The sequence below is a fragment of the Paenibacillus sp. BJ-4 genome (genome assembly GCF_020404765.1).
In the GTDB taxonomy this organism is placed as follows: Bacteria; Bacillota; Bacilli; order Paenibacillales; family Paenibacillaceae; genus Paenibacillus.
On sequence record NZ_JAIVEM010000071.1, the window covers coordinates 191,976 to 217,070 of the forward strand.

General features: G+C 40.4%; 32 protein-coding genes and 1 pseudogene. 7 read left to right on the forward strand and 26 right to left on the reverse strand.

Annotated elements, in window-relative coordinates:
* Positions 1-52 precede the first annotated feature (52 nt).
* Positions 53-244: a hypothetical protein gene (locus tag LCF57_RS12285; RefSeq protein WP_226000939.1), complete on the reverse strand. Its 192-nt coding sequence runs from the start codon at positions 242-244 to the stop codon at positions 53-55.
* 133 nt (positions 245-377) lie between these two features.
* A complete protein-coding gene (locus LCF57_RS12290) occupies positions 378-542 on the reverse strand; it encodes a hypothetical protein (RefSeq protein WP_226000940.1) in 165 nt (54 codons plus the stop codon).
* Between the two features lie 82 nt (positions 543-624).
* Between LCF57_RS12290 and LCF57_RS12295 the strand changes: the two genes are divergently transcribed.
* The gene (locus tag LCF57_RS12295) at positions 625-867 is read left to right on the forward strand and encodes a hypothetical protein (protein ID WP_226000941.1); all 243 of its coding nucleotides are present in this window, start codon (positions 625-627) and stop codon (positions 865-867) included.
* Here the strand turns inward: LCF57_RS12295 and LCF57_RS12300 are convergent.
* The 5 genes from LCF57_RS12300 to LCF57_RS12320 are packed head-to-tail and all read right to left on the reverse strand — an operon-like array spanning position 857 to position 2,824.
* The gene (locus LCF57_RS12300; RefSeq protein ID WP_226000942.1) at positions 857-1,348 is read right to left on the reverse strand and encodes a hypothetical protein; all 492 of its coding nucleotides are present in this window, start codon (positions 1,346-1,348) and stop codon (positions 857-859) included. The genes LCF57_RS12295 and LCF57_RS12300 overlap by 11 nt on opposite strands.
* Positions 1,349-1,351: 3 nt before the next feature.
* Positions 1,352-1,618: a hypothetical protein gene (locus tag LCF57_RS12305; RefSeq protein WP_164964720.1), complete on the reverse strand. Its 267-nt coding sequence runs from the start codon at positions 1,616-1,618 to the stop codon at positions 1,352-1,354.
* A gap of 2 nt (positions 1,619-1,620) precedes the next feature.
* The gene (locus LCF57_RS12310) at positions 1,621-2,304 is read right to left on the reverse strand and encodes a Rha family transcriptional regulator (protein ID WP_226000943.1); all 684 of its coding nucleotides are present in this window, start codon (positions 2,302-2,304) and stop codon (positions 1,621-1,623) included.
* A 13-nt stretch (positions 2,305-2,317) separates the two neighbouring features.
* Entirely contained in the window at positions 2,318-2,584 is a 267-nt protein-coding gene (locus tag LCF57_RS12315; RefSeq protein ID WP_226000984.1) for a group-specific protein, read from the reverse strand.
* A 21-nt stretch (positions 2,585-2,605) separates the two neighbouring features.
* Positions 2,606-2,824 carry a helix-turn-helix domain-containing protein gene (locus LCF57_RS12320; RefSeq protein ID WP_104495759.1) on the reverse strand — a complete coding sequence of 73 codons (219 nt, stop codon included), beginning with the start codon at positions 2,822-2,824 and terminating at the stop codon, positions 2,606-2,608.
* Positions 2,825-2,962: 138 nt separating this feature from the next.
* On the opposite strand from LCF57_RS12320, the gene LCF57_RS12325 reads away from it, so the two are divergent.
* Together LCF57_RS12325 and LCF57_RS12330 are read left to right on the forward strand one after the other, a co-directional pair.
* Positions 2,963-3,631 carry a LexA family protein gene (locus LCF57_RS12325; RefSeq protein ID WP_226000944.1) on the forward strand — a complete coding sequence of 223 codons (669 nt, stop codon included), beginning with the start codon at positions 2,963-2,965 and terminating at the stop codon, positions 3,629-3,631.
* 16 nt (positions 3,632-3,647) lie between these two features.
* Positions 3,648-4,799, forward strand: a complete 1,152-nt coding sequence (locus tag LCF57_RS12330; RefSeq protein WP_226000945.1) for a tyrosine-type recombinase/integrase — start codon at positions 3,648-3,650, stop codon at positions 4,797-4,799.
* Between the two features lie 62 nt (positions 4,800-4,861).
* Here the strand turns inward: LCF57_RS12330 and sufB are convergent, their stop codons facing one another.
* From sufB to LCF57_RS12360, 6 genes are all read right to left on the reverse strand, one after another.
* The gene (sufB, locus tag LCF57_RS12335; protein ID WP_025717668.1) at positions 4,862-6,259 is read right to left on the reverse strand and encodes a Fe-S cluster assembly protein SufB; all 1,398 of its coding nucleotides are present in this window, start codon (positions 6,257-6,259) and stop codon (positions 4,862-4,864) included.
* Positions 6,260-6,289: 30 nt separating this feature from the next.
* The gene (gene sufU / locus LCF57_RS12340) at positions 6,290-6,712 is read right to left on the reverse strand and encodes a Fe-S cluster assembly sulfur transfer protein SufU (protein WP_226000946.1); all 423 of its coding nucleotides are present in this window, start codon (positions 6,710-6,712) and stop codon (positions 6,290-6,292) included.
* Entirely contained in the window at positions 6,702-7,925 is a 1,224-nt protein-coding gene (locus tag LCF57_RS12345) for a cysteine desulfurase (RefSeq protein WP_226000947.1), read from the reverse strand. The genes sufU and LCF57_RS12345 overlap by 11 nt, the downstream gene beginning before the upstream one ends.
* Entirely contained in the window at positions 7,922-9,226 is a 1,305-nt protein-coding gene (sufD, locus tag LCF57_RS12350) for a Fe-S cluster assembly protein SufD (RefSeq protein WP_226000948.1), read from the reverse strand. Before sufD ends, LCF57_RS12345 begins: the two co-directional genes overlap by 4 nt.
* A 23-nt stretch (positions 9,227-9,249) precedes the next feature.
* On the reverse strand, positions 9,250-10,032 hold the full coding sequence (gene sufC, locus LCF57_RS12355; RefSeq protein ID WP_007429648.1) for a Fe-S cluster assembly ATPase SufC: 783 nt from the start codon (positions 10,030-10,032) through the stop codon (positions 9,250-9,252).
* Between the two features lie 441 nt (positions 10,033-10,473).
* Positions 10,474-10,944 (reverse strand): Dps family protein, encoded by a 471-nt coding sequence (locus tag LCF57_RS12360; RefSeq protein ID WP_226000949.1) that lies wholly within the window; start codon positions 10,942-10,944, stop codon positions 10,474-10,476.
* Positions 10,945-11,233: 289 nt separating this feature from the next.
* Here LCF57_RS12360 and mtnK point away from each other — a divergent pair, with 289 nt between their 5' ends.
* Positions 11,234-12,466: an S-methyl-5-thioribose kinase gene (mtnK, locus tag LCF57_RS12365; protein ID WP_226000950.1), complete on the forward strand. Its 1,233-nt coding sequence runs from the start codon at positions 11,234-11,236 to the stop codon at positions 12,464-12,466.
* The gene (gene mtnA, locus LCF57_RS12370) at positions 12,463-13,572 is read left to right on the forward strand and encodes an S-methyl-5-thioribose-1-phosphate isomerase (RefSeq protein WP_226000951.1); all 1,110 of its coding nucleotides are present in this window, start codon (positions 12,463-12,465) and stop codon (positions 13,570-13,572) included. The genes mtnK and mtnA overlap by 4 nt, the downstream gene beginning before the upstream one ends.
* A 156-nt stretch (positions 13,573-13,728) precedes the next feature.
* On the opposite strand, the gene LCF57_RS12375 is transcribed toward mtnA, so the two are convergent.
* From LCF57_RS12375 to LCF57_RS12400, 6 genes and pseudogenes are all read right to left on the reverse strand, one after another.
* Positions 13,729-14,031 (reverse strand): YunC family protein, encoded by a 303-nt coding sequence (locus tag LCF57_RS12375; protein ID WP_226000952.1) that lies wholly within the window; start codon positions 14,029-14,031, stop codon positions 13,729-13,731.
* Between the two features lie 140 nt (positions 14,032-14,171).
* Complete coding sequence (locus LCF57_RS12380; protein WP_226000953.1) at positions 14,172-14,522, reverse strand: hypothetical protein; 351 nt, start codon at positions 14,520-14,522, stop codon at positions 14,172-14,174.
* Complete coding sequence (locus LCF57_RS12385) at positions 14,522-15,715, reverse strand: WXG100 family type VII secretion target (protein WP_226000954.1); 1,194 nt, start codon at positions 15,713-15,715, stop codon at positions 14,522-14,524. The genes LCF57_RS12380 and LCF57_RS12385 overlap by 1 nt, the downstream gene beginning before the upstream one ends.
* Positions 15,716-15,785: 70 nt before the next feature.
* Positions 15,786-16,061: a hypothetical protein gene (locus LCF57_RS12390; RefSeq protein ID WP_226000955.1), complete on the reverse strand. Its 276-nt coding sequence runs from the start codon at positions 16,059-16,061 to the stop codon at positions 15,786-15,788.
* A gap of 203 nt (positions 16,062-16,264) precedes the next feature.
* Positions 16,265-17,680, reverse strand: a complete 1,416-nt coding sequence (locus LCF57_RS12395; RefSeq protein ID WP_226000985.1) for a helix-turn-helix domain-containing protein — start codon at positions 17,678-17,680, stop codon at positions 16,265-16,267.
* Positions 17,681-18,379: 699 nt separating this feature from the next.
* A pseudogene (locus LCF57_RS12400) lies at positions 18,380-18,964 on the reverse strand (recombinase family protein); the annotation flags it as partial.
* A gap of 44 nt (positions 18,965-19,008) precedes the next feature.
* On the opposite strand from LCF57_RS12400, the gene LCF57_RS12405 reads away from it, so the two are divergent.
* On the forward strand, positions 19,009-19,470 hold the full coding sequence (locus tag LCF57_RS12405; protein ID WP_226000957.1) for a hypothetical protein: 462 nt from the start codon (positions 19,009-19,011) through the stop codon (positions 19,468-19,470).
* Positions 19,451-19,867, forward strand: a complete 417-nt coding sequence (locus tag LCF57_RS12410) for a hypothetical protein (protein ID WP_226000958.1) — start codon at positions 19,451-19,453, stop codon at positions 19,865-19,867. The genes LCF57_RS12405 and LCF57_RS12410 overlap by 20 nt, the downstream gene beginning before the upstream one ends.
* Positions 19,868-20,539: 672 nt before the next feature.
* Here LCF57_RS12410 and LCF57_RS12415 read toward each other — a convergent pair.
* The 7 genes from LCF57_RS12415 to LCF57_RS12445 all read right to left on the reverse strand — a co-directional run bounded on the left by LCF57_RS12415 (position 20,540) and on the right by LCF57_RS12445 (position 25,073).
* On the reverse strand, positions 20,540-21,250 hold the full coding sequence (locus LCF57_RS12415) for an alpha/beta hydrolase (protein ID WP_226000986.1): 711 nt from the start codon (positions 21,248-21,250) through the stop codon (positions 20,540-20,542).
* A gap of 473 nt (positions 21,251-21,723) precedes the next feature.
* On the reverse strand, positions 21,724-22,194 hold the full coding sequence (locus LCF57_RS12420) for a hypothetical protein (RefSeq protein ID WP_226000959.1): 471 nt from the start codon (positions 22,192-22,194) through the stop codon (positions 21,724-21,726).
* A gap of 22 nt (positions 22,195-22,216) precedes the next feature.
* The gene (locus LCF57_RS12425) at positions 22,217-22,735 is read right to left on the reverse strand and encodes a hypothetical protein (RefSeq protein WP_226000960.1); all 519 of its coding nucleotides are present in this window, start codon (positions 22,733-22,735) and stop codon (positions 22,217-22,219) included.
* Positions 22,736-22,779: 44 nt separating this feature from the next.
* A complete protein-coding gene (locus LCF57_RS12430; RefSeq protein WP_226000961.1) occupies positions 22,780-23,445 on the reverse strand; it encodes a restriction endonuclease in 666 nt (221 codons plus the stop codon).
* Positions 23,446-23,937: 492 nt separating this feature from the next.
* Positions 23,938-24,384, reverse strand: coding sequence for a hypothetical protein (locus LCF57_RS12435; protein ID WP_226000962.1), 447 nt, complete (start codon positions 24,382-24,384; stop codon positions 23,938-23,940).
* A gap of 40 nt (positions 24,385-24,424) precedes the next feature.
* Positions 24,425-24,925: a hypothetical protein gene (locus tag LCF57_RS12440; RefSeq protein WP_226000963.1), complete on the reverse strand. Its 501-nt coding sequence runs from the start codon at positions 24,923-24,925 to the stop codon at positions 24,425-24,427.
* A 1-nt stretch (position 24,926) separates the two neighbouring features.
* The gene (locus tag LCF57_RS12445; protein WP_226000964.1) at positions 24,927-25,073 is read right to left on the reverse strand and encodes a hypothetical protein; all 147 of its coding nucleotides are present in this window, start codon (positions 25,071-25,073) and stop codon (positions 24,927-24,929) included.
* Positions 25,074-25,095: the final 22 nt, after the last annotated feature.

Genomic DNA, 25,095 nt, shown 5'->3' on the forward strand with positions numbered 1-25,095 from the left:
TTCGTATACCAGATACTTTGCCTCAGCTCCGCATCCGCATCTGATCACCATATCAAACCTCCCACTGAATCTTTTGTGCCAACTCAACATAACGACCAAAGGTAATGCGATTTTTGATAAGGCCATATTCAGGCTCCTGCTCGTACAGTCGGCCCAAGTACTCCAGATGTTCATCCGTCAGTACACTCAATCCAGAAAGATCCTTAGTAACTACCGTAGGACGTATACGCCACCACCGCCACATACCTATCAACTCCCTTTGATAGATTCTGCTTGCCATTTAGCCATAGTCTTAAGTTGGAACCATGTCCCTTGGCGCTTTATCAGCAATACCCCATTTACTCTCTTCCCGGCATCGAATCCGCTAAAGAATGGATTCATACCCTCACCCCTTCAATCAATCCTTCTACAACGGCCAGCATTTCAGCATTACCCTTCCAATACAAACGCGTCCGATCTACAAACCCTAGTAATTGTTCTTTGCTCACATTACGTCTTAGGCAATCGTCAAAAGCTTCTATGAGTGCAAGTTTGTGTTTCATATAATCACCCTTTCAAGATTTTTCCTTCCGTTGTAATATTGAAGTTGTCCGTACTTCATTTAACAAGAAAGGAGTTGATAAAATGGCAGTTCAAGTTCACGCTTGCTTAATTGGTAATTGGGTAAATCTTAACGACGACCCCGAATGCACAATCGGTGAGAACCATGCATCACCTTCTATTTGGTGGGAAGAGAGTGCTAAAATTTATAGCCCATTTAGTAGAGCAAAAGCACATACAATGTATGAACAAGATTATGTTCATATTCACTACAAAGGCGTTGATTATCGAATACATCCAATGTTCATACAGATCGTTAAAAGTTAAAACCCCGTATAATGTTCTCCTTTAATAGTTTCAAGTCGTCAATTTCAACTTTGGCGGCTTGGGAACTATACATCATGTCTATGTGTTGCTGGATTCTGGACCACTCGTAACTTTTCAGGCCTCTTAAAGCTTCCACAATCGTTTCAATTCTTTGTTCCGACGTCAGTTCTTCTCTCTCAAATGTCTCTTTCAGAAACGGAACAGATGATGGCTTATTGGCAATTTCCTGCATCGTTTTAACATCTACTTCAGAAAGTTTAAGACCAGTCCGCTTCTGTGTTTCAGGGGCGGGCTCTTCATCCCCAAATACTCCCTTTGCCGTAGATACAAATTGGCTTTCCAAGTGATCGCCAATCTTTTTGATGATTTCGTCCATGTTAGCACCCGTTTTAACAACTACTGTAGGTGACAGAGTGACCATATTGCGTCCGACCTCTTCCCTAACAATCTCCCGTACCCTTTGCTCAGTTAACTTTTCCATTCCTCATTCTCCTTCTTCTAATCCAGAATAGATTTCCTTACGGTATTCTTCATTTGCTTCACCAAGTAACTGCTCAAGCTTGTCCATGTTTTCAGCTTGGCTTTTAAATCCTTGTGCGGCACTGTTAATTCCGTTGTTTGCATACACCACAGATTTATTAGACAAGTCTTCCGCTACAGCCTTAATACCGTCCAGCACGTTTAGCATGTCGTCAAAATCTAATGTACGAATAAATTGGATAAGTTCACTTTCCTGTTTGGTTAGTTCCATGTTCATTCTCCTTTCTTAATAGGACGCCAGTAGGTGATGTAGTTCAGGACGTTCTCCAATTCTTTCCGAAGCACATCCTTATAAGATGTCACTTGCCAGCGATCTTTGATTTCTCGGTGAAGTTGTTGGAATAACTCGCCTCGTGCGTCCTTATCTGGCTCAATGGCGTACACCTTTCTCGAAATTGCTCTTTGCAGCGTTCGTTGTTGACCACTATTTAAAGTAATCTGCTTGTCCAACTTCTGCTCAATTTCTACCAGTTTAGTCCCATGTTCTGCCGTAGTTGCTTTCACCACTTCGACTTCCTCTGCCATCTCAGCCGTGAGTTTGAGAGATTGAATAATTGCTTGGCGTTCTGTTAGTACAGGAACTTGAGGCGCGTTCAGTGTTTCCTTCATCCGGTTAAACTCGGTAATGTACATTTCCTTGAAGCGTGCAGCTTCTTTACCCGTGTAGCCCATTGCAAGAAAGGAGAATCCGTTTTCTGTAATAATAAATTTAGGCCTTGTTTCTCCCTTGCCGTCGATATAATCAACCGACGCAAAATTGCGTTCGTTGAATTCTTCGCTACATTCCAGATTAGCGATGCTACGAAGAACATCAGAATGCCTTTTCCCAAATACCTCCGCTACCGTGAGGCTGTCTGTGACGGTTTGTCCATTTTCAATGAATACTAATTGAGTCATACTGTTTCCCCTTTCAGTAGGTTTGTTCTTTGAGCCACGTTTCTAAAAACACTCGGGTTTCCTTGGCTGGAAAATACCACTTACCTCCGATCTTTCTTTTTACAAAGCGAGGATCGTAAAAGAATAATTCCTGAATAAAATTCCAGCTCATACAGGTTCGCTTTTTGAGTTCTGCACTGTCCCAAAACACATATTCACCTTCAACATCCTGTACAATTTCTTGAACTCGTTCCCGGCATATTTTTATTATTTCGTTTTCGTCTACATGAACATTTAAGATACCGCCCATTATCTCCCCTCCTTAACAAACTCCTTGTGTCTTTTTATGACACTTTGCATTAAAAAAAATATTAATTTCTGTCCCGAATAGCTTACTCAGCTTAACGGCTTCATCTACATAAAAGCGGCTTGTCCCATCTTCCTTACGTTGGTATCCAGTTAACGACAAGTTAAGATGATCAGCTGCATCTTGTTGTTTAAGTCCCGCGTTGACTCTAGCTGCTTTGACAGATATCGTCATGTGCTCACCTCCTTATGTGTCATTTAAGGACACTTAAATCATAACAACGTTTTATATGTAAGTCAACAAAAAAAGACACAAAAAATAAAAAAAGTTTGCATAACGTGTCTTTTTGTGGTTATAATAATAGACAATTAGATGAAGCGAAAAGGATGGGTAAATAAATTGACTAAGAATAATGATTCCAAACTTTTTTATTTTGCTGTCGGAAAAAACATAAATAAGTTCCGTACCGTTCGTAACTACAGCTTGCAAACGTTGGCAGACAAAGTTGGTTTAACAAAAAAAACCATCCAAAGATATGAAAATGGAGAAATAAAAATAGCTATGAATCGAATAGAGGACATAGCCGAGGCATTAAATGTTGATGTTCCTGTGTTACTTGAGGGTACGGAAACATTTCTTGGAGCAGACTTAACAGATTTGACAAATGCTATGCTGCCGATAGTCGGGAGTGTTTCCTGTGGAAAAGGGGGACTAGCTTTCGATAATATAGAAGGTTATGAACCAGCACCAAAAGAATGGATATCGGGAAGTGAGCACTTCTATTTGAGAGCTAAAGGCGACTCCATGATTGGGGCACGTATTTTTGATGGGGATTTATTATTAATTCGCAAACAAGAAACTATTGAAAACGGGGAAATTGCAGTGGTGTTGTATGGAGAGGAAGCCGTCCTGAAGAGAGTATACATAAATGGTTCACAAGTCGTTTTACAATCAGAAAACCCTACATATGAAACTATTTTCAAATCCGTTGAGGAGGTGAAGATTATCGGGAAACTAAAAAAAATTATAATAAATATGTAATTAAGGAGTGATGATAATGGCGTATTTTCGAAAACGAGGGACAAAGTGGGAATACAGAATTAAATTCACTAACCAAAAAACTGGTCTACCTGACGAAACTTCTAAAGGTGGCTTCAAGTCAAAAACAGAAGCTTCATTAGCGGCTGCAAAAGCACAACTGGAATTAGAATACTATGGATTCTTACCAGATGGCAACGAACTCGTCGAAACTTATTTTGGTAAATGGATGGAAACATATAAGAAGCCAAACCTTAAACCGATCACTTATAGTGTCCAAGAACGAAATGTAAGACTGAATATTCTCCCTCGATGGGGAAAAAAGAAGATGAAGCAGATAAATCGAAACGAGTACCAGGAATGGATAAATGAACTGAAAGAAAAGTACAGCGAAGGAACGGTCAGAAGAATACACAGCATCTTTAGTTGTGCAATGAATGATGCTGTACATGAATTTAATATCCTAAGAGAAAACCCAGTCCAACGTATAAAAATTCCTAAGGATAGAGATAAAGTTAAAAAAATAAAATACTTCACTAAAATACAACTAAAATCATTCCTTGAATATACTCGTCCAGTGAAAAACGCAAAGTATAAAGCTTCAATGCAATATCTTGCATTGTTTACACTTTTAGCTCATACCGGTCTTCGCATCGGGGAGGCATTAGCACTTAAATGGGATGATATTGATTTAGACAAAAAAACACTTGTAGTAAATAAGACCTTAGTTTACCCACTCAATTCAACTCCATATATATCAACCCCAAAATCCAAAACGAGTGGCAGGAGCATTAAGTTAGATGAAACCACAATAAAGATTCTCAAGAAACATCGACTTAATCAAAAAGAAGTCATTCTTATGTATAAAAATTACAAAGCGGCGAGAGAGGATATCATTTTCCACCAACATGACGGACGATGGCTCCGCACCAATGTAGTACGTGAATATTTTAAAGAAGTGTGCAAACGAGCAAGCATTCCAATTCTTTCACCACACGCACTGAGGCACACTCACGCGGTCCATTTATTAGAAGCTGGCGCAAATATAAAATACGTGTCTGAACGGCTTGGACACAAGAGTGTCAAAATCACCGCAGACACGTATTTACACGTCACCGAAAAAATAGAAGACGATGCCCTGAGTCTTTATGAAAAGTACGTCCAAAAATAACTCAGGGGGCAAAAAAGGGGCAAAGCTCGTTTGCAAGGTTAATAAACCCTTATAGGACGGACTTAACCGATACTACCTTCCATTTCAAACTTGATTAAACGGTTCATTTCTACCGCATACTCCATCGGCAGCTCTTTGGTGAACGGCTCGATAAAGCCCATAACGATCATTTGAGTCGCTTCTGCTTCCGTCAAACCACGGCTCATCAGATAGAACAACTGATCTTCCGATACTTTGGAAACCGTTGCTTCGTGCTCAAGCGTAATGTCATCGTTCATGATTTCATTATAAGGAATGGTATCGGAGGTCGACTGATTATCCAAAATCAACGTATCACACTTGATATTTGATTTTGCACCTTGAGCCTGACGACCGAATGAAGCCAATCCGCGATACGTAACTTTACCGCCATGTTTACTGATCGATTTGGATACAATGGTAGATGTGGTATCTGGCGCCAAGTGGATCATTTTCGCTCCTGCATCCTGATGCTGGCCTTTGCCTGCAACTGCGATGGACAAGACCATACCTTTGGCTCCGCGGCCTTTCAGGACAACAGCTGGATACTTCATCGTCAGCTTGGAACCGATGTTGCCATCGACCCATTCCATCGTTGCATTTTCTTCTGCAACCGCACGTTTAGTTACCAGGTTGTAGATATTTGGCGCCCAGTTCTGGATCGTTGTGTAACGAACGCGCGCGTTCTTCTTACAAATGATTTCCACCACGGCGCTATGCAGCGAGTTCGTGCTGTAAATCGGAGCCGTACAGCCTTCTACATAATGCACAAAGCTGTCTTCGTCGGCAATAATGAGCGTACGCTCAAATTGTCCCATGTTTTCCGAGTTAATGCGGAAGTAAGCCTGCAATGGAACTTCACATTTTACACCTTTAGGTACGTAGATAAAGCTACCACCTGACCATACCGCACTGTTCAGTGCTGCAAACTTGTTGTCCGCAGGAGGTACAACGGTCGCAAAGTACTCCTTCAGAATCTCAGGGTGCTCACGCAGCGCCGTATCGGTATCCATGAAAATAACGCCCTGCTCTTCCAGTTCCTTTTGCATACTGTGGTAGACAACCTCGGATTCATACTGTGCAGATACACCAGCCAAAAACTTTTGCTCCGCTTCGGGAATCCCCAGTTTATCAAAAGTTTCCTTAATTTCCGTAGGAACCTCTTCCCACGTTTTTCCTTGTTTCTCGGAAGGTCTTACATAGTACTGGATATCGTTGAAATCCAGCTCATCCATATCCCCGCCCCAGGTTGGCATTGGCATTTTTTCAAACTGTTTCAATGCTTTTAGGCGGAATTCCAACATCCAATCCGGTTCACCTTTAATTTTGGAGATTTCCTTTACGATTTCCGGAGTGAGACCCTTACCTGTTTGGAAAATGGATTTGTGCTCGTCACGAAAGCCATATTTATACTCTTCCATTTCCGGTGCTTTCTTGGCCATGTTTCTCAAACCTCCTCTGTACTATTTAAATTATTTATCTTCATCGATTCCTTTGCGCAGCGCATTCCAAGCCAGTGTCGCACATTTAATGCGAGCCGGGAACTTATTAACGCCGGACAAAGCTTCCAGTTCTTCATAATCGTCGAATTCCACGGCTTCCCCCTTCATCAGAGAAGAGAAACGACTCGCCATATCCAAGGCCTGATCAATCGTTTTTCCTTTGACCGCTTCCGTCATCATCGAAGCAGAGGACATACTAATCGAACAGCCTTCGCCTGTAAAACGAGCATCTTCAACCACGCCGTCTTTCGTTTTAAGCTGAAGAGAAATCCGGTCACCGCAAGTAGGATTGTTCAAATCCACCGTGACCACATCATCCTCAAAACGACCGCGATTCCGCGGATTTTTATAATGATCCATAATCACGCGTCGGTACAAGTCATCAAGTTGCATCGCCAAAATACTCCTTTGTTTGGATTAAGGCGCTGACCAGAGCGTCGACATCTGCTTCCGTATTATAAAGGTAAAAGCTGGCCCGTGCGGTTGCACTGGCTTTCAACCAGCGCATTAATGGCTGACAGCAATGGTGGCCTGCACGTACTGCCACCCCTTTGCTATCCAGTACGGTAGCTACATCATGCGGATGCACATCATCCAAATTGAAGGTTACGAGCCCTACATGACGTTCTGCAGGCCCGTAAATCTTCAGACCTTCCACTTCACGAAGCCGCCCGAGAGCATAGTTGACCAGACGATTTTCATGCTGTGCGATTGCATCCAGACCGATGCTTTCCAGAAAATCAATAGCCGCTCCCAAGCCGACGGCTCCAGCGATAATTGGGGTTCCACCTTCGAATTTCCAAGGCAGCTCTTTCCATGTGGATTCATACAATCCCACATCGTCGATCATTTCCCCGCCGAACTCAATCGGCTCCATATTTTCCAACAGCGCCTTTTTGCCGTACAACGCTCCAATCCCTGTAGGAGCGCACATCTTGTGACCCGAGAAAGCATAGAAGTCAGCATCTATCTCTTGCACGTCTACTTTCATATGTGGCACGCTTTGTGCACCATCGACGACGATAATCGCACCCTTACGATGTGCAATAGCCGCAATTTCCTTAACAGGATTCACAACGCCAAGCACATTGGAGACATGCGCAATGGCTACAATTTTGGTGTTTTCTGTAATGGTATTTTCCACGTCAGCAAGATCAACACTGCCATCCTCTTGAAGCGGAATATATTTTAAAGTCGCACCTGTGGCTTTGGCTACCTGCTGCCACGGAATCAGATTACTGTGATGCTCCATCGGAGTGATAACAATTTCATCACCCGCTTGGCAGTTGGCCCTGCCATAGGAAGAAGCCACCAGATTCAGCGCTGTTGTTGTTCCTCTTGTGAAAATAATTTCCTGGCTACGCTTCGCATTCAGAAAACGGGCTACCTTCTCACGTGCACCTTCATAAGCATCCGTAGCACGGCTCCCCAGCGTATGCACACCGCGGTGAACATTTGAATTGTCATATTCGTAGTAGTGCTTGATCGCCTCGATGACCGCCAACGGCTTTTGCGAAGTGGCCGCATTATCCAAATAAACCAGTGGATGACCGTTAATCTCCTGATGTAAAATCGGGAATTGTTCACGGATCAATGCAGTATTCATTGGCCCAACTTCCTTTCAACAAGGCTTTGCAGCTGCTGTTGAAGGCCTTCGAGCGGAATTTCAGATACGACTGGTGCCAGGAAGCCATAAATAATCAGACGTTCGGCTTCTGCACGACTAATCCCGCGGGACATCAGGTAATATACTTGTTCGCGGTTAACCTGACCGACCGATGCTGCGTGACCTGCTGTCACATCATCTTCATCAATCAACAGGATTGGATTAGCGTCGCCACGCGCTTTCGGGCTAAGCATCAGAACACGTTCTGTTTGCTGACCGTCTGCTTTAGTAGCCCCTTTTTCGATTTTTGTAATTCCGTTAATAATGGAAGACGCTTCCTCACGCATAACTGCACGTGTAATCATCTGACTCGCAGAATTTTTACCAAAATGCTGCGCTTGTGTCGTATAGTTCAGCTTTTGTGAGCCAGAACCTACAGCAATGACCTTGGCGTCCGAGTTGGAGCCATTGCCTTTGAGTACAGACATGGTATTGCTCGCTGTGTTGCCGTTGTTCATTTCGCCAACAATCCATTCGATCGCTGCATCATTGCCCAACGTAGCACGACGAATAGAAATATCTGTTACTTGTTCTCCTAGCTGGTGGACCGTCGCATAACGAACTTTGGCTCCAGCATTCGCAACCACTTCTACTGCACCGTTATGAATAACAGGTGCTGCCAAATTTGCAGATACATAGTTGTCTACATATGTTACAGAGCTATGGGTTTCGGCAATAAGCAGTACATGCGGCGCAAACGTTGCTGTCGCATCATCCGTCAGAAAAACAGCCTGAAGCGGAACGTTCAGTTCTACGTTTTTAGGCACATAAGCAAATACTCCACCGTTCCAGAGTGCTGCATGTAATGCAGACAATGAATTTTCCTCAGCTTTAATAACTGTGTTCAGGTGGGCTTTAACCAAATCACCATGTTCCTTAACCGCTGTTTGTAAATCCGTGAAAATGACACCTTGCGCTGCCAGTTCCTCGTTCAGCTTTACGTATACTGCGCCGGAGTTGCGCTGGATAATCAGACCGCCCTCCTGCTGTTCTTTAACCAGATCAGCAATGGCAGCGGGAACCTGCCCCAACGATGCAATCACCTCACTGTTTTTATGTTGACCGTAATCGTTCAAATTCCAACGTTCGATTTTTGTTTTTTCAAATACCGGAAGCTCCAGTTTGCCTGCAAGCTCAAGTGCTTTTTGTCTGTCTTCGGTTAGCCAAGACGGCTCGCCATTACGTTCAGACAGAACACGCAGTTGCTCGGAATCTACCGGAAGGATTGTTTGTGTACTCATCAGTTTTCCTCCTCGCTTCCGGCTTACGCCTCTTGTCCTACAGTTTCATCAACGATGCCCAGTTCTTCCTTGATCCAATCGTAACCGTCTGCTTCCAGACGTTCAGCCAGCTCAGGACCGCCGGATTTAACGATACGTCCTTGCATCATGACATGTACATAATCAGGCTTAATATAGTTTAGCAGACGTTGATAGTGGGTAATCACGAGAAAACCACGGTCCTCAGAACGCATAGCGTTCACACCGTTAGCCACGATTCTCAGAGCATCAATATCAAGACCGGAGTCGATTTCGTCAAGAATGACAATTTTCGGATCAATCATCATCATTTGCAGAATTTCATTCCGTTTTTTCTCACCACCGGAAAAGCCTTCGTTCAGATAACGGTGAGCAAACTCCGGATTCATTTCAAGCTCCTTCATTTTGCTTTCCATTTGACGGATAAACTTGATCAGAGAAATTTCTTGTCCTTCTTCACGGCGTGCATTAATAGCACTACGCAAAAAGTCGGAATTTGTTACCCCTGCAATTTCACTCGGATACTGCATTGCCAGGAACAATCCCGCACGTGCACGCTCATCCACTTCCATATCCAGCACGTCTTCTCCATCCAAGGTTACGTTGCCCTCTGTGACTTCATATTTAGGATGACCCATCAAAGCAGAAGCCAATGTACTTTTACCTGTTCCGTTAGGACCCATGATCGCGTGGATTTCTCCACCTTTCATTTCGAGGTTAATACCTTTCAAAATTTCCTTGCCTTCAATAGTCGCTTTGAGACCTTCGATCTTAAAGTTTGTAGCCATATTCGGAATACCCTCCAAAATTTGTAGTGTGGTGTCGAAATCAGAAAGTATATCTAAACAGGGGAGCCCCCTGATTTCAAGCAGAACAATAGTTAAAAATTTATTTATAATCATTCTAAACTGATTCTCAATGATTCTCAAGCTATTTTATAATAAATAGCTTTAAGGGTGCAACCAACAGACACACGTTATGCCCCTTTTTTCATAAAATATTCATTCTCGCCAGCACACAAATAGCCAAATACATCCTCCAGATTCATTATACACTTATATTTGTGCTCAACTTGAAAGTGTAGGATTTCTTTTTAGCCATAAAAACGCTACTGACAGCATGACGTCAGTAGCGTTTTTAAATGTAAAGGGTTTATTACAGAAGCAGCCTATCTATATGGGGTGCTATTAAACTGTCCGAATTGACATTTAGCCGAAATTCCTTCTGATTTAGCCCAGATAGGAACGCAGCATCCACATATGTTTCTCCAGATCCGCTTTGTAGCCGATCAGCAAATCTGCGGTAGGTTGATCGGAGTTGCTTTCTGCCAGTTCAATACCTTCCTGAAACTCCTCGCATACAGTTGCAAAATCCTCGATCAGGGTTTGTACCATTTTCGGAGCATCTTCACTGCCGGTTGCCTCGTGAATCGAGGACAGCTCCAGATATTCCTTTAATGTTGCGGAAGGAGAACCTTTCAATGCGAGCAGACGCTCGGCGATCTCGTCCATTTTCAATGTAATTTCATTGTACAGCTCTTCAAACTTAACATGGAGAGTATAAAAACTGGAGCCTTTTACATACCAGTGGTAGTTATGAATTTTCACATATAACACATTCAGGTTAGCGACTTGACGGTTTAAAAGTTCCTCCACCGAATTGACTTGCGTATTTTTCGAGTTACTTGTTGTTTTAGCCATCATAAATCCCTTCCTTTTTTATTAAATTGACATTCATAAACGAACCACTCTTATCCACCGTCATACTGACGGAGAGACGCCAACGGGCATCGTAATGATCATCTGCCATGATCACCTGCCGGACGTCTGCTTATTCATTACCCTTCCTGCAAGGCGATGAAACAAAAGAAAAAAAATGTACAAAACTTCACCGATTTTCGTTATACTTTTTATATCATATCAAAATACTTGGTTTAATATTGTATTATTTTTCGTATTTTACCGTGCACAATTTATGGAGGTGACTTCCTTGTCCCAATATCATCCTTTAACGACAGAAGAAGCAATCGAATTCGTCAAGAACATCCCTGGATTTTTTAGTCAGGAAGCCCGTCTGGAATGCCGAGAAATCGGTGATGGTAACCTGAATCTGGTTTTTCATATTACGGATTCTGAATCTGACAAGAGTATCATTGCCAAGCAGGCACTTCCCTATGTGAAAATTGTAGGTGAATCTTGGCCGCTGTCGCTGGACCGTGCTCGGATTGAACGCGAGGCACTTCAACAGGAGCACCAAATTTGCCCTGAATTTGTTCCTACCGTACTAGGCTATGACGACGAGCTTGCGTTGACCGTGATGGAGGATCTTAGCTCATACACAATCATGCGCAAAGGATTAATAGAAGGAAATACCTATCCGCATTTTGCCGATCATATCGGAGAATTTCTGGCACGCACGCTCTTTTTCACTTCCGATTTGGGCATGAATCAGCAGGCTAAAAAAGACCTGGTTAAACGCTTTATTAACCCGGATCTTTGCAAAATAACGGAGGATCTTATTCTGGATGAACCCTATCGATTCTCGGATAATAACAACTACGGTGAGTACATTGAAGACGAAGCAGAGGCACTCCGGACAGATCAGGCCCTTCACCTGGAAGTGGCTTTGCTGCGGGAAAAGTTTCTAACACGGACCGAAGCGCTGTTGCACGGCGATCTTCACACAGGCAGTATTTTTGTAACGACAGAGTCTACAAAAGTCATTGATCCCGAATTTGCCTACTATGGACCGATGGGCTTTGATATCGGAGCGGTGATTGCCAATCTGCTATTAAACTACGCAGCCCAGCCCGGCTGGATTTCTGGCGAGACAGCTGTACAGGAACGCCGTAACTGGCTTTTGCAGACAGCGATTCAGGTGTGGGAGCAATTTGAAAGCAGATTCCGCAAGCTATGGGACGAGCATGTCACCGACCCTATGGCACGTACGACCGGCTATCAGGATTTGTACCTACAGAAAGTGCTGCAAGATACGGTTGGCTTTGCAGGCTGCAAGGTGATTCGCCGCATTATCAGCCTCTCACATGTGGCGGATATCGATACAATTGCTGATCCTGACATCAAGGAAGCCGCCGAACGTCTGGCGTTATCTATCGGTAAAGCCCTGGTTCTCCGTAATCGTGAGCTGCATTCGATTCAGGAACTGGGAGACATTGTTCGGACAGCAACGGCTGCCCAAAATAAAGGAGCACAATGGATATGAGTGAAAAAAAGGAATTCACCCCTGTAACCTCTGCTGAAGCCGCAGTGTCTGGTCAGGCTCTGTCTTCGCTGGTGTGGAAAGGCGATCGCTTGTCCATGCTGGATCAACGTCTGCTACCCGAGACAATTGTCATGCTGGATTTGTTCACAGCTGAAGAAGTGTGGGATGGCATTCATGCTATGAAGGTACGCGGTGCGCCTGCCATCGGCATGGCTGCGGCCTACGGCGTTGTACTGGGAGCTTCCGCCTATGGCGGCACAGACGCTGCTGGGTGGCTGGAGCATGTACACAGTGTGTGCGGGCATTTGGGTACATCACGACCGACGGCCGTGAACCTGTTCTGGGCATTGGACCGCATGAAGAAGCGGGCCGGGGAACTCATCGCTGAAGCTAGCGGTGGTCAGGTCGAGGACTGGAATGCCGGGCTGGAGCGTGAAGCCGTAGCCATTCAGGCAGAGGATGAGGAAGTATGCCGCCAGATCGGCGTCCATGCTTTACCTTTGTTCGAGGATGGAATGGGCGTCCTCACTCACTGCAATGCAGGCGGATTGGCGACAGCGAAATACGGAACAGCGCTCGCGCCTATGTACCTTGCACAGGAGAATGGCATCCATCTGAAAGTATTTGCAGACGAAACTCGCCCCGTGTTGCAAGGCGCGCGCCTGACCGCTTTCGAGCTTCAGCAGGCAGGTCTTGATGTAACCCTGCTCTGTGATAATATGGCGGGCATGGTAATGTCCAAAGGATGGGTGCAGGCCGTCATTGTCGGCACGGACCGAGTGGCCGCTAACGGCGATGTGGCCAACAAAATCGGCACTTATAGCCTGGCTGTGCTGGCAAAGGCGCATGGCATTCCTTTTTATGTAGCCTCGCCGCTATCTACAATTGATTTGCAGACTGCAACAGGCGCAGATATTCCCATTGAAGAACGTTCTGCGGAGGAGATTACCGAAAGCTTTGGCAAAAGGACGGCCCCGCAGGGTATCAAAGTCTACAACCCGGCTTTCGATATTACCCCTCATGAGTACATTACCGCCATCATTACCGAAAAAGGGATTGTCCAGGCTCCCTTTAACGACAGTCTAACCGCCTTGTTTGCAGATTGATCTGTTCTTGCAGATCAATCTGCCCGTATGAGGACTGAATTGTTTTAATCATAAATAAGAGTAGAATAATTTCTCATCGACAGAACCGGAGCCAAAAGGCCCCGGTTCTGTCATTTCTTGTTCATCTACTTTGTGCAGCATAGTATAAAAATTTTATTAGACTAGTTTCAAAAGTGCTTCGTATCCTGGCATACCTGGCTTAATCCCCAGCTGCTCGGCTTCCGTCGTCACCGATTCCATCGGCGCTTCCAGCAATTCCTTCAGTGTCTTTACCCCCACAGCTCGTGCGGCGAGAATTTTCCGATCTCCCAGCCGCTCATTGAGCAATCCGACATCCAGTGCACCACACATGATGTAACCACGGGAGTTGGAGATCGTTAACAGCGTTGTTTTAGGCAGTTTGACCTCAACTCCGATAAATGTATGCTCACCCACTTGTACGGGTTCCATGCGTATCATGGTTATTACAAGCACCTCCTCTTTGTTCATCCGGGATATTTTATGCATCATTTACGGGTGGGTGTGGACGTCCGTGGATACCTATAAAATATTAGAGGCTTATTTATGTACAGCACACATATGACGAATTGTAATACAACTTAACTATCTTCATCCTTAAAAATAGCTTCAAACTCTTCATCTGTATAATCTCTATTGCTAGGCACATGATAACGCTGAGGAAGTCCATTATGATCTAATACATGATCAACAATCCCATCTCTATCCGAAACAACAAAAGTAATTTCATCATCACCTTCATAACTCTTTGGTGTGATATCAGCCAAAACTAACCAAGCACCACCCTCAACTCTGTAGAATTCCGGGTAAAATTTTACGGACTTCTCAGTGTTATCATGAATTACACCGTATAGCTTATATTTCTCTTGATAATCCTGAGCAATTTTTCTAGCTTGCTTAGCTGTTAAATTAGTATTTACTCTTTCGTCCACTATTCTTCATATCCTTTCCAACTAGGCAGAGGCCACTGCCCGTTTCTCAATTTATAAATATATCTCTGTGCTTCGTATATTTCGGAGGAATTAAATTTGTCTTTACTTTTCATAATTTCATTATAAACATACTCTTCTTTTTCTATAGTCGATAACTTCATATATTTTTCTTTTCCTAGTTCTCCAAAGTGTTTTGCATGGTAAGATTCGTGAATCGCACTTAAATAGGAAGCATCAGGCCGTAACACAATCTGTCCTGTACTAGGATTAAAGCCACCTACAGCCTTTTCAGGAAGTATAGCCCCCTTTTTATCAATCAAAACCTTTACATCAATATCATTCATTTCTTTTTTAAAAGCTTTCATTTCACTAACATTCATAATTTTCAGTCCATCTGGTGTTAACCTTCTCTGACCACTTACAGGCATCTCTTCCCAGGATTTCAAATCTAATTCATGCCCTTTGGGAAATGGTCTAACCTCACCGTTAAATTTTATTGTATTACCAATTCCAATTTTAGGCTTGATTACTGAACTGACTCCTCCAAATAATCCGGCTGTACCGATCATATTAGCCCAGTGTTCCTTTGACCAGGCATTGGTGGGATTGAATGCCCCCTGAATCATACCTGTTACTCCAAATGTACCGAAATTGAGCATGTCATTCCATGAATCGTTTTGTTTGGCTGCCCGTTCCATGTAACCTTCATACATACCCTTGGGAATACCGTAGGTCATATAATCAAGGAAGCTCCAGATTGAATCGAATTTTTTCTCATAGCGTACTGAATTAGCGTCTACAAAATCCTGACCTAGCTCAGTTAAGCTATCTACTGATTTCTGGAACGCATTCCGTGTATCTGGAGCAGGAACAGCACATGAATTAGGTGGAGGTGGTAAATAACTTGCGTCAATATTACCTGCTTCCATCAGATCTGCTAATCTGAATTTATCTGCATGATGACGTAACTCCCTAGCAATAGAATCCGTCAGGGTAACAAAGTCATTCATATTCTTCTGAGAGGTCTGGAAGGAATAGTAAAAGTGCTCTTTAGTCAGTCCTTCCCACAATTGCCCCATAGATGAAATTTGTTGTACTAAATTGCTATTCATTTGAGTTGCTGTTTGCTGTGCTAACTCAAACTGTTTGGAGATAGTCATAAGCTGCTCAGGTGTCACTTTAATTGTTGTCATAATATACCTCTGTTTGAGTTCGTTATGACATAATAACACTATTCAAATTTATGGAAAATTATCTCAATTCCTAATTGTTATGTAAAGTATTAACCTTTCTACCTACGTCTAAAGACTTAAAACGTGCCATGATCCTCAACCATATCCTGTAGTTCAGGAATAAGAGTGAGAAGTTTTTTATAATTTCTGTTATATTCAAATCGTTAGCTATATCCTCTTGAGTTTTTGCCAGAGCAAAATTATTTTGGTCTGCTTTTTTTGATACATATTGATTACCTCTGCTCCCTCCATTCTCAATCCCATTAATCCTTTCTAACTCAACAATACATTTAGCAAGCTTTTTCATACAATTCAAAAAGGCTAGACGGACAATCACGTCTAACCTTCAACTAAGTGTTCTGCCTTGCTTCCCATTGATCCTTTTGGGGAGTGCATTGTTACAAAGCCTTTTTCCATTCAATTTTTATTTACATTCATGCCCCTCCAATTTGATCATGGAGTTGGATATGACTTTGCGACTGAACAGGCACAGTAATAATAAACAGGAAACTAGCCGCAACGATTAGCAATGCCATTTTTTTGAACATTACTTAACCACACCTTTTCAATTAAATTGGAAAACTCCTCTTTGGTTTCAGGAACTGCATGAGCGCGAAAACGTTCAAACAGCCCCATACAGTTTATATAATAAGTCTCATTATTTAGTATATGATAACTTACCATTGCATACATCAAATTTTTAAAACCATCACTATACATACCTTTATGTAAATAATAATAAGCCAATTCATATCCAAAGCGCGCAAATTGTTCCGGTATAACTTGTTTAGTATACATGTCAGATGATGGCTGCCCCTGTTGCACAAAAGAGTCAATAACTGTTTCAAAGCGTTTAAGTATATGATTCACATCTAACTGATATCGGTTAGCTGCAAGCATTACGTTCAACAGTTTAGTAACCATTTCTTTCGTTACATTTGTTAACGCAATGTACTCAACATAATCCGTAAGCACACTTGTATCTCCAGACAGGAGTTTATTTACATAAGTATTACCTTCTGCCCAATCTTTGAACAAATGAACCCAGTATAGAGTATCCTTATCCTTCTCCAAGACCCAATCTAAATCAGCATAGGCGTATGTATATTGTAGAGCTTGTTGATAATCGCCTTGGGCTTCACAGACACTTGCACACAGCAAATCGGCATAAGTGATGTACACAAACATGGGACGACTTAGCTTTTTTGAGGACTCATCACACTCTCGACTCTTCTGTTGATGTTTCAAAGTATATTGGATTTCTGCTTTAGCTCTCATTTTCCTTGCCGTTTCATCAACCTTGTCCCATTTACGCAAAGACCTGTACACGTTAGCCAAATCCTTCAATGCGTCAAGCTGGTCTATTTCATCTAGACGCTCAAAGTAAGGCTCGAATTGAACGGCTGCATTATAATTTTTCTCCTGATCATCTCCAACACGAATCGTAAACAATCGATACTGGCAAATTGCTAATCTCTCTGAGTGCTGCTTTCTTTCACTCTCAGCCACGTTTTCATAAAGGTAAGCTGCTGTATCCCGATATCCTTTGTGGAACAAGTCCTCGGCTAGTTCAAAAAGTGATTGAGTGTAGACCGGATTATCCAGAAACATACTTACAGCATGCTGTAAGCAATCAAGCCGCCCTAACTCAATACATCGGTGCAAGAAAGGTTTAACTCTCCGCCAATTAAGCGGTACTTCTATAATGCACTCTTCAACGAATCGCTCATAAAAATAATCCGCTGGTAAATTCATGCCTATAGTAATACGATCCAGTTGATTAATAGATAAAGAACGATTGCCTGTTACGATCCCGCTAATTGTACCTACATTCAAACCAATGATATGTCCAAACTCGGTCATACTCAAGCCCTTCTGTTTTAGGTACTTTTCAATTTCTGTCCGAATCGTAGGTGTGATTTTCATTAATAAAACACCCTTTGTGAAACAAGTAGTAAAATATATTTTCTTATCGCTCATATCATACTATATTTTGGCATAAAATCATATACCTTTCATATATGTGATTTAGATACCTTTTGGGATAGTTTGCGATGATTTTATGATTAAAAGTATCATCTTTATGTTTATGTATAATTTATTGTGAAAATCAGAATACAATTGATCCAATATAAAGTTACCAGATTAATAGTTACATTCGTATTCCCTTGTAATTAATCTATGAATTGAGCTTAGATTGGATGTATAGCATACAAGCAACCTTAACGATATTTAGGAAGGCATCGAGTAAAATTTAGTCTGAGTCGGGGAATGGAAGTGCTATGTCCCTATTTGTGGAAGAAGAGTGGTCAATTGATTTTTAATATCCCCCGGTATCTGTGAGATTGGATAAATTTAGAAGTATAATATTTTACCAGTCCCCAAATTCGGAGCCGATTCCGATTTTCCAAACTGCTCATGAGCAGAAATCAGCGTTCATAAAATAACTATGCGATGTAGATGGATGTGCTACTGCATTATTTGGAAATTAAATAGGCATTTTAGGTGTAAACTATCCCTCCTCATTCAAATTAACGCCAATATATGGTTATTAAATCACAAAAAAGCCTAGACATAAATCATCTAAGCCGTGAGTGTGTACGTAGTGTACACATGATTATTATTTTATCCTACTTGTTTCTGTTGCTCATATTCCTTTATCCTACGATAAAATGTGTTAGGCTTCATTTCTACACGCTTCATTGCTTCAACTGCTGTTATGCTGCCTTCCTTCCATTCCTCATATACCGCAATGAAGTCATCACTTATTGCCTGTTTAGGCCGACCAAATACCACACCATTATTTTTTGCTGCTGCTATACCTTCAGATTGTCTACCGTTTATCTTCTCACGTTCACGTTCTGCCATGTAGCTGAGTAATTCAAGCACGATACTAGATATAACTTTCTCCAAGCCATTATGATATTGTCTGGTATCAAGGATAGGCATATCAAGAATAACAATGTGTGCGCCTATCTCGTACGTAATATCTTGCCATTCACGTTTGATTTCTTCTGCATTCCGTCCAAGTCTGTCTAGTTCCTTGATGAACAGAATGTCGCCTTTTCTAAGCACACTCTTCAATGCTTGATATTGTGGTCTATCAAAATTCTTGCCGCTTTTCTTATCAATAAAGTAATCACGTTCCATGATACCTAAATCTTGCATTGCTTCCAATTGTCTAGCTTCGTTCTGATCTTTCGTCGATACTTACAAAATATAGATTTTATTATATAATTTCTAATCTTAAGTCATTGTTTACAAAAAAAAAAAAAAAAAAAAAAAAAAAAAAAAAAAAAAAAAAAAAAAAAAAAAAAAAAAAAAAAAAAAAAAAAAAAAAAAAAAAAAAAAAAAAAAAAAAAAAAAAAAAAAAAAAAAAAAAAAAAAAAAAAAAAAAAAAAAAAAAAAAAAAAAAAAAAAAAAAAAAAAAAAAAAAAAAAAAAAAAAAAAAAAAAAAAAAAAAAAAAAAAAAAAAAAAAAAAAAAAAAAAAAAAAAAAAAAAAAAAAAAAAAAAAAAAAAAAAAAAAAAAAAAAAAAAAAAAAAAAAAAAAAAAAAAAAAAAAAAAAAAAAAAAAAAAAAAAAAAAAAAAAAAAAAAAAAAAAAAAAAAAAAAAAAAAAAAAAAAAAAATTAGGAGGAGTTAGATATTATAAAGAAAATCGTAACAGTTTCATTGTCATGTGCATTAATGTTGTCTTTGTCAAAAGCAATTTTTGAAGATAATAGTTACATAGCAAATGCGAAACAATCAAACCAAGGTAAAATCCATAAAAACGTAGTTAAAGATACTCCAATCATTAGTCCTACGAATTTTCTACCTATAAATTCTGTTCATCATAGAGGGAAAGGAGCTTTTAAGTACCCCTTTACTCTTTCTGCTCAAAAAGGTAAAAATTTAAATATTTACACCAAAAATAATGGTACGTCAACAGTTTATCTTAGTGTAAAAGTCAATGGTCAGGACTTCGGAGAAACAACTATTCCTGCTGGTGGACAAAAAACTAGGAATTTCGAACAATTAGTTGGTACTGGCTTATCAGGTAACTATGAAGTATATATATACAACAATGATGGCTCTCTCTACGACCTTAACATAAGTGCTAGACAATACTAAGGTACAAGAGGTTCGTCTCCTTTGTGAGACAGCCTCTTTTTTTTACATTCTGACGTTCTTAATTCCATTTAGACACCCTTATCGAAGCTCAATCGTCAAACTTGACCATATGTTCAAAAACTCCTTATTACATATAGCTTTCTGAGTCATTGTGGTTCAAAATTATGCCTGAATATATTTACATCGACCCGTATCGAAAAAACAGCAAAAGAATAGATAAATAAAGGGAATTGTGAAGAATTACTTTGCATCGCAGTTTCAATCGTAGGTATCGAGAAATAGTGTGTAAAAAAGCTTGATATATCAACGGATTATTTAATATTAATTGTTCCAACTCAAAATTGGAAAATCCTTTATTTATCTATGTTTTTAAACACAGCAAACACGTATCGTGAATCGTAACACGAATAGCGGAGTGGATGACATATTTTCATGTTTTTTCATCTATTTTCACTCTATCAAGTTGGTTCTATATAATAGAAGAAACTCAACTTTACCTCACGCAACTCACGCAACTCACGCACAGTCATTTCTTCACATGTTTCAATCGTCGCCCAATCTCAAATAACGACTGCCCAGCAATTTGCTTGTAGCTTATAGAAGATGAAAACAGCGCTGGATGGTATGCAAAATGGGAAGCAGTCAGATAAAACTCCTTGCTTCCCATTATGCTTAATTTGCGAATAAATGTTCTTTCAACCACTGCCTATAAAACTGCAGTTGCTCCTTGGTGTGAAAATAATGTTTTCCATGCTTCATCACTTTTAGATGGCAATGAAATCGGCTTGCAAATGTAGATATTACATCATATTCACATAAGTCATCTTCAGAACCATAAAGAATTGCAGTTGGCTTATTCCATGTATCAACCGGATGTGATTTAACATAGCAGTAATAATCCCAATAAAGTGTTTGTCCAATGGGTGTAGATATTTCTCTTTCAACTTTTAATCTATCCTCACTTACACTGAACCATGTCATCATATTTTTGATTATTCTCTCCATATCTAGCACTGGAGAAAGAAACAGGCATTGTTTAAGTGGGAAATTATTATAAGCAAGCAAACTAAAATACGCACCCATGCTACAAGCGAAGATACTGATGTCATCCGATTGCTTTTGTGTGTAACGCATGATTATGTCAAGATCATGAACACAATTTTGAACTTTACAGGCGTATGCTTCTTCTTTGCGGTCACCATGTTCAGGCAAATCAAAACTAATGACTTGATACCCTTGTACCGTTGCTTCTTCAGCAAATATAACGATCGCATCATCTGCCTTGTTTGACATATTACCGTGGATAGCTATAAATATCTTATCTGATTTACCCCCCCACAAAATTGCCGGGATACCCTCTATTTTCAATTCTTGTTTTATCATTACTTTATCCTCGCTTAAAACAGCCAGTTGTATGTTGTCTCCCTGTTCAAAATGTTCTTTGCGATTCCACTGCTCCAAATTTATTTTGTTAGAATTCATGATTATCCTCCTAAAAGTAGTAGTATGTGTTTTTAACTTTTAGGAGCTGTCTTGTCTGTCAGTACCATACTTTCACCCGATTCCGAATTTTTTAATTGAGTGCTATACCATATGATATTACAATGGTAAGAAAAACCAAACCACAAATAGCCCCACAGGAGGATGTTAGCACCCAAGAATTACATGATTGCACTCTCTATCATCAAATTCAATACCGACCATTTTATCTGTGGTAACACCTATCGCTGTGTCTGGGCTTTGCGTGAGTATCTTACCCGTAACTGTTAATATGAGAATAGCTGAAGCTGGAACTCAGGCTTTCTACATTATGTCATAACCCTTGATATCACTGAGTTTAACGCTATGTTAAATGTTCACCTCTCCACAAAATACCTATTCGTCATATACCAAACTTTCCCTTTAATCGTATCAACCATACCCTTCTTGCTATCCAAGAATACAATATCACCACACTCTTTACAGCCCCATTTATTCCTCTTATACGCCGATTCCTCTATATAAGAAGCTCCACATTTACACTCTACCTGAATCAATACCTTGTGCTGGCTGTATGCGTCTGCTAACTGCTCAGTGGCCTTACTTGCTGCTGCTTGTTGTATAGCCACTACATGTTCTCTCTGCTCAGAATATTCATTATGTACCTTAAAATCTGCTACAAGCTCAGGGTTCAATCCAAAATGTTCTTTGCCTACTGTTATTACATATTTACTTCCTACACGATAAGACTCTATCCAGTCCTGTATTTGTTTGCTGGATAGATTAACTGTTCCTTTGATACCGCTGTTTAGCGTGTAAGTCATTGTGTGATGCTGGTTTAGATTCATATATGAAGCTGCTCCTTTAATACTACGAATTGATTTTCTTTGAATAAATCTTCTTATTGAGTATGTCTTCTTGTTTCTTTAATATCTTGAATCCATCCCTAGAATAAATGTCTGGTTTATCAGACAATAAAATATAACCCTCATCAGTAGTTTTTAATAAGTAAAGCTCAATATCTGTGCCGTTTATGTTATCTGTGAAATAGTATACTCTTCCTATCTTCTTTGCTACAAAATATAAAGACACATAAGCAATTAAGCATAATAAAAAACTAAGAATTGAAGATCCTAATATTATAACCTTCAAATCTTTTATAGTTTTGATGTCCCCAGTAAAAAAACTCATGATGACAATTAGTGTAGCAGTAGCAGCGACAGTTAGAGCAATTGACAGTGGTGTTACCATATATTTTTTGTTGCTCTTGTACAATAGCTTTTCAAGAGGAGTTGAGTTAATTAACGCAATTCCTTTGAAAATTAGTATGGCGAGCGCGACTACAGATCCAGCCCCGACTAAAGGCAAATATTTAGTTATAATTCCCATATTTTACCCTCCATTATCTAGATTTCTTTATTCACCTAATAAAATCATCGTTTTACTACAGGAGTCTCCAGTATCTTGTTACCTGAAGCAATAAACTTTTCAGCCTTGCGATCCTTTTTAATCACTTTACTGTTATTCCTATAATCATCCCATGAATCCAAACTCAAGTAAGGCTCTGCTTCAATAATATCTTTTACCTTGCTGTGCTGTTGTTCTTTGAATAGCTCAATCATTTTAATTAAATCGTTGCGATCCAGCAGCTTTACTCCATTATAACTGGCTAACTGTTCACACGAAGTTGTGTATTTGCTCGAAGTAATAACAATAGATTTCTTAGCTCTATAAAATCGCATAGAACTATACACTTCCTGAACTGCACTCAAACCCACAGGATTGCTTACTGCATACCGTTTAGCCTGAATGACATTGCGGTAGCCCTCTCTGTCCGTAAATACCAAATCTGTTCCAAAATCTCTGCTGTCTTGTGTTTTATACGCATCGCCATAGCCTAAGCAATTGAACAGCTTGCACAAATAAATTTCAAAATCCTTGCCATCTTCCATACGATCTATTTCGTTAATGCCAATTTTATAAGGATCAATATCCTGCGTTACCTTGTACGGTTCCTGAACTCTAGGCTTTTTAAAAAAGCGTAGCAACACCAAAGCAATCAATATAGCAATGACACACACTATCACAAATATAGACAAAAATGCTCCTCCTTAGCTGCTCTAAATCCTTTTCGCACTTGCTTATAATACAACAAATAGGGACAATTTCCCACATTTTTTGGATGAGTATAGTAATTTAGCAACAAAAAAACGCCTATTCCTAGGCGCTTAGTATCATATTCAAGGGGTGACAATTTGGCATCCCCCCAACCTATATGCACATTTCTTCTTGTTTCAGCTTCCTTTTTCATACGCCTACCTGTTGGCTTGAGCCAGCACTTTCAGACTGATTAATTGACCATCCCAAGTCTGCAAAAAAAGTTTCCCCTTTATGAGTCGTCCACATCTGTACATTGTTATTGCTCCTTGTTGATTTGATAGGATATATTGTCGACGCTATTGTTCTTATTCCAGTACAGTGTAGCCTGTTACGATACGATGTTACGATGAAATGTAATTTTACATAAAGTCGATAATACATTGTTAGATGCATATTGTTCATTCGATTATTAATGTACCAACTTTATTCAACTAAGCGAACAAGGCAACTTGTGCCATATGCGAATACTTTCCTTGTTCAAGATAAGTGTCATAAATACGTTCAGGATCATCTGTATTGAATCGTTCCATTTTCCAGTCATGTACTGGTTCTTGAAACAGGCGTTCAAGTGCTGAACGTTTGTCCATATAATAGTCGTAAGTAAAGTCAGATTTATTAGTATAACCGTAAGCGTCGATATGCTCTTTACGCATTTTAGTGAGCAGGGACAAAGGATGATTAGCAAATGTGGAGCGATTCAGAAACTCATTTAACCGTTCGACACTGGTCAACATGAACTTCATTGATCCAATTAGAATTTCAGCTTTAGGTGAGATATCAAGGAAGTAGCAAAGCCTTTCAATTGTTAGGTCAAAGTGGTACGGAATTTCCGTAGTGGTCAAATTGACTACCTCTTGGTTGTTCAATGTGATTGTCATATGTATCTCCTTTTGGAAAATAGTTGTGTCACGTTACACATTAGAAGCCTGAAACAATCCCTCTCGCTTCATCCTCAGCACGTTCGATAGCCTGAATAAACAGCAACAAAGGTTCCTCACGTTTGTACTGTATAGCCTTCTCAGCTGTACCGTTAGCGTTAGCCCATTCCCAATAAGCGATTATATCAATGGACTGTAAAAAATACATAGTCAGAGCTTCTACAGGATTCACAGCGTACAATTGCATAAAGTGTTCATCTGTAAGTTGATCGTGCTGTAAATATTCATCTTTCATTTGGTGTAGCAAAAGAAATCTACTTTCACGATTCACATTGACAATACGATTTACATACTCATTACGGCGTTCAACTGTGTTCAATATGATTTGCATGTCATTGCGAATACGCCAAGCTTCAGGACTGATATTGAGCATGTTGATTAGATCATTGGTGGACAGGTCAGGATTGTACGGTGCTGGCTCGATAATACGAGTCCATGTGTCGTCATTACCATGCTCAAACACTTGGATAGCGTCTGACACGTTAAGGCCAATAGTCTGCCATTTGCGATTGAGGGAATCGGTGATATGGTAATAGTGTAGCTTTTTCGCTGGCCTCCTCTTCTGATTCCCAAACCTGCTCCTGTCTGATAATATTAATTATGGCTTGATTGTTAGCTTTTTGGGTCATTTAATATCGCTCCTTTTCTTAT

What these genes read in the sequence shown, in the direction of transcription:
- sufD (WP_226000948.1), bottom strand. Translation starts at nt 9,226, where the DNA reads ATGAGTACACAAACAATCCTTCCGGTAGATTCCGAGCAACTGCGTGTT.
- LCF57_RS12415 (WP_226000986.1), bottom strand. Translation starts at nt 21,250, where the DNA reads ATGATAAAACAAGAATTGAAAATAGAGGGTATCCCGGCAATTTTGTGG.
- LCF57_RS12345 (WP_226000947.1), bottom strand. Translation starts at nt 7,925, where the DNA reads ATGAATACTGCATTGATCCGTGAACAATTCCCGATTTTACATCAGGAG.
- LCF57_RS12395 (WP_226000985.1), bottom strand. Translation starts at nt 17,680, where the DNA reads ATGAAAATCACACCTACGATTCGGACAGAAATTGAAAAGTACCTAAAA.
- mtnA (WP_226000951.1), top strand. Translation starts at nt 12,463, where the DNA reads ATGAGTGAAAAAAAGGAATTCACCCCTGTAACCTCTGCTGAAGCCGCA.
- sufC (WP_007429648.1), bottom strand. Translation starts at nt 10,032, where the DNA reads ATGGCTACAAACTTTAAGATCGAAGGTCTCAAAGCGACTATTGAAGGC.
- LCF57_RS12290 (WP_226000940.1), bottom strand. Translation starts at nt 542, where the DNA reads ATGAAACACAAACTTGCACTCATAGAAGCTTTTGACGATTGCCTAAGA.
- LCF57_RS12360 (WP_226000949.1), bottom strand. Translation starts at nt 10,944, where the DNA reads ATGGCTAAAACAACAAGTAACTCGAAAAATACGCAAGTCAATTCGGTG.
- LCF57_RS12305 (WP_164964720.1), bottom strand. Translation starts at nt 1,618, where the DNA reads ATGGAACTAACCAAACAGGAAAGTGAACTTATCCAATTTATTCGTACA.
- LCF57_RS12320 (WP_104495759.1), bottom strand. Translation starts at nt 2,824, where the DNA reads ATGACGATATCTGTCAAAGCAGCTAGAGTCAACGCGGGACTTAAACAA.
- LCF57_RS12295 (WP_226000941.1), top strand. Translation starts at nt 625, where the DNA reads ATGGCAGTTCAAGTTCACGCTTGCTTAATTGGTAATTGGGTAAATCTT.
- LCF57_RS12425 (WP_226000960.1), bottom strand. Translation starts at nt 22,735, where the DNA reads ATGGGAATTATAACTAAATATTTGCCTTTAGTCGGGGCTGGATCTGTA.
- sufB (WP_025717668.1), bottom strand. Translation starts at nt 6,259, where the DNA reads ATGGCCAAGAAAGCACCGGAAATGGAAGAGTATAAATATGGCTTTCGT.
- LCF57_RS12310 (WP_226000943.1), bottom strand. Translation starts at nt 2,304, where the DNA reads ATGACTCAATTAGTATTCATTGAAAATGGACAAACCGTCACAGACAGC.
- LCF57_RS12300 (WP_226000942.1), bottom strand. Translation starts at nt 1,348, where the DNA reads ATGGAAAAGTTAACTGAGCAAAGGGTACGGGAGATTGTTAGGGAAGAG.
- LCF57_RS12390 (WP_226000955.1), bottom strand. Translation starts at nt 16,061, where the DNA reads ATGAAAAAGCTTGCTAAATGTATTGTTGAGTTAGAAAGGATTAATGGG.
- LCF57_RS12325 (WP_226000944.1), top strand. Translation starts at nt 2,963, where the DNA reads ATGAAGCGAAAAGGATGGGTAAATAAATTGACTAAGAATAATGATTCC.
- LCF57_RS12435 (WP_226000962.1), bottom strand. Translation starts at nt 24,384, where the DNA reads ATGACAATCACATTGAACAACCAAGAGGTAGTCAATTTGACCACTACG.
- LCF57_RS12420 (WP_226000959.1), bottom strand. Translation starts at nt 22,194, where the DNA reads ATGAATCTAAACCAGCATCACACAATGACTTACACGCTAAACAGCGGT.
- LCF57_RS12445 (WP_226000964.1), bottom strand. Translation starts at nt 25,073, where the DNA reads ATGACCCAAAAAGCTAACAATCAAGCCATAATTAATATTATCAGACAG.
- sufU (WP_226000946.1), bottom strand. Translation starts at nt 6,712, where the DNA reads ATGCAACTTGATGACTTGTACCGACGCGTGATTATGGATCATTATAAA.
- LCF57_RS12330 (WP_226000945.1), top strand. Translation starts at nt 3,648, where the DNA reads ATGGCGTATTTTCGAAAACGAGGGACAAAGTGGGAATACAGAATTAAA.
- LCF57_RS12375 (WP_226000952.1), bottom strand. Translation starts at nt 14,031, where the DNA reads ATGATACGCATGGAACCCGTACAAGTGGGTGAGCATACATTTATCGGA.
- LCF57_RS12285 (WP_226000939.1), bottom strand. Translation starts at nt 244, where the DNA reads ATGTGGCGGTGGTGGCGTATACGTCCTACGGTAGTTACTAAGGATCTT.
- LCF57_RS12385 (WP_226000954.1), bottom strand. Translation starts at nt 15,715, where the DNA reads ATGACAACAATTAAAGTGACACCTGAGCAGCTTATGACTATCTCCAAA.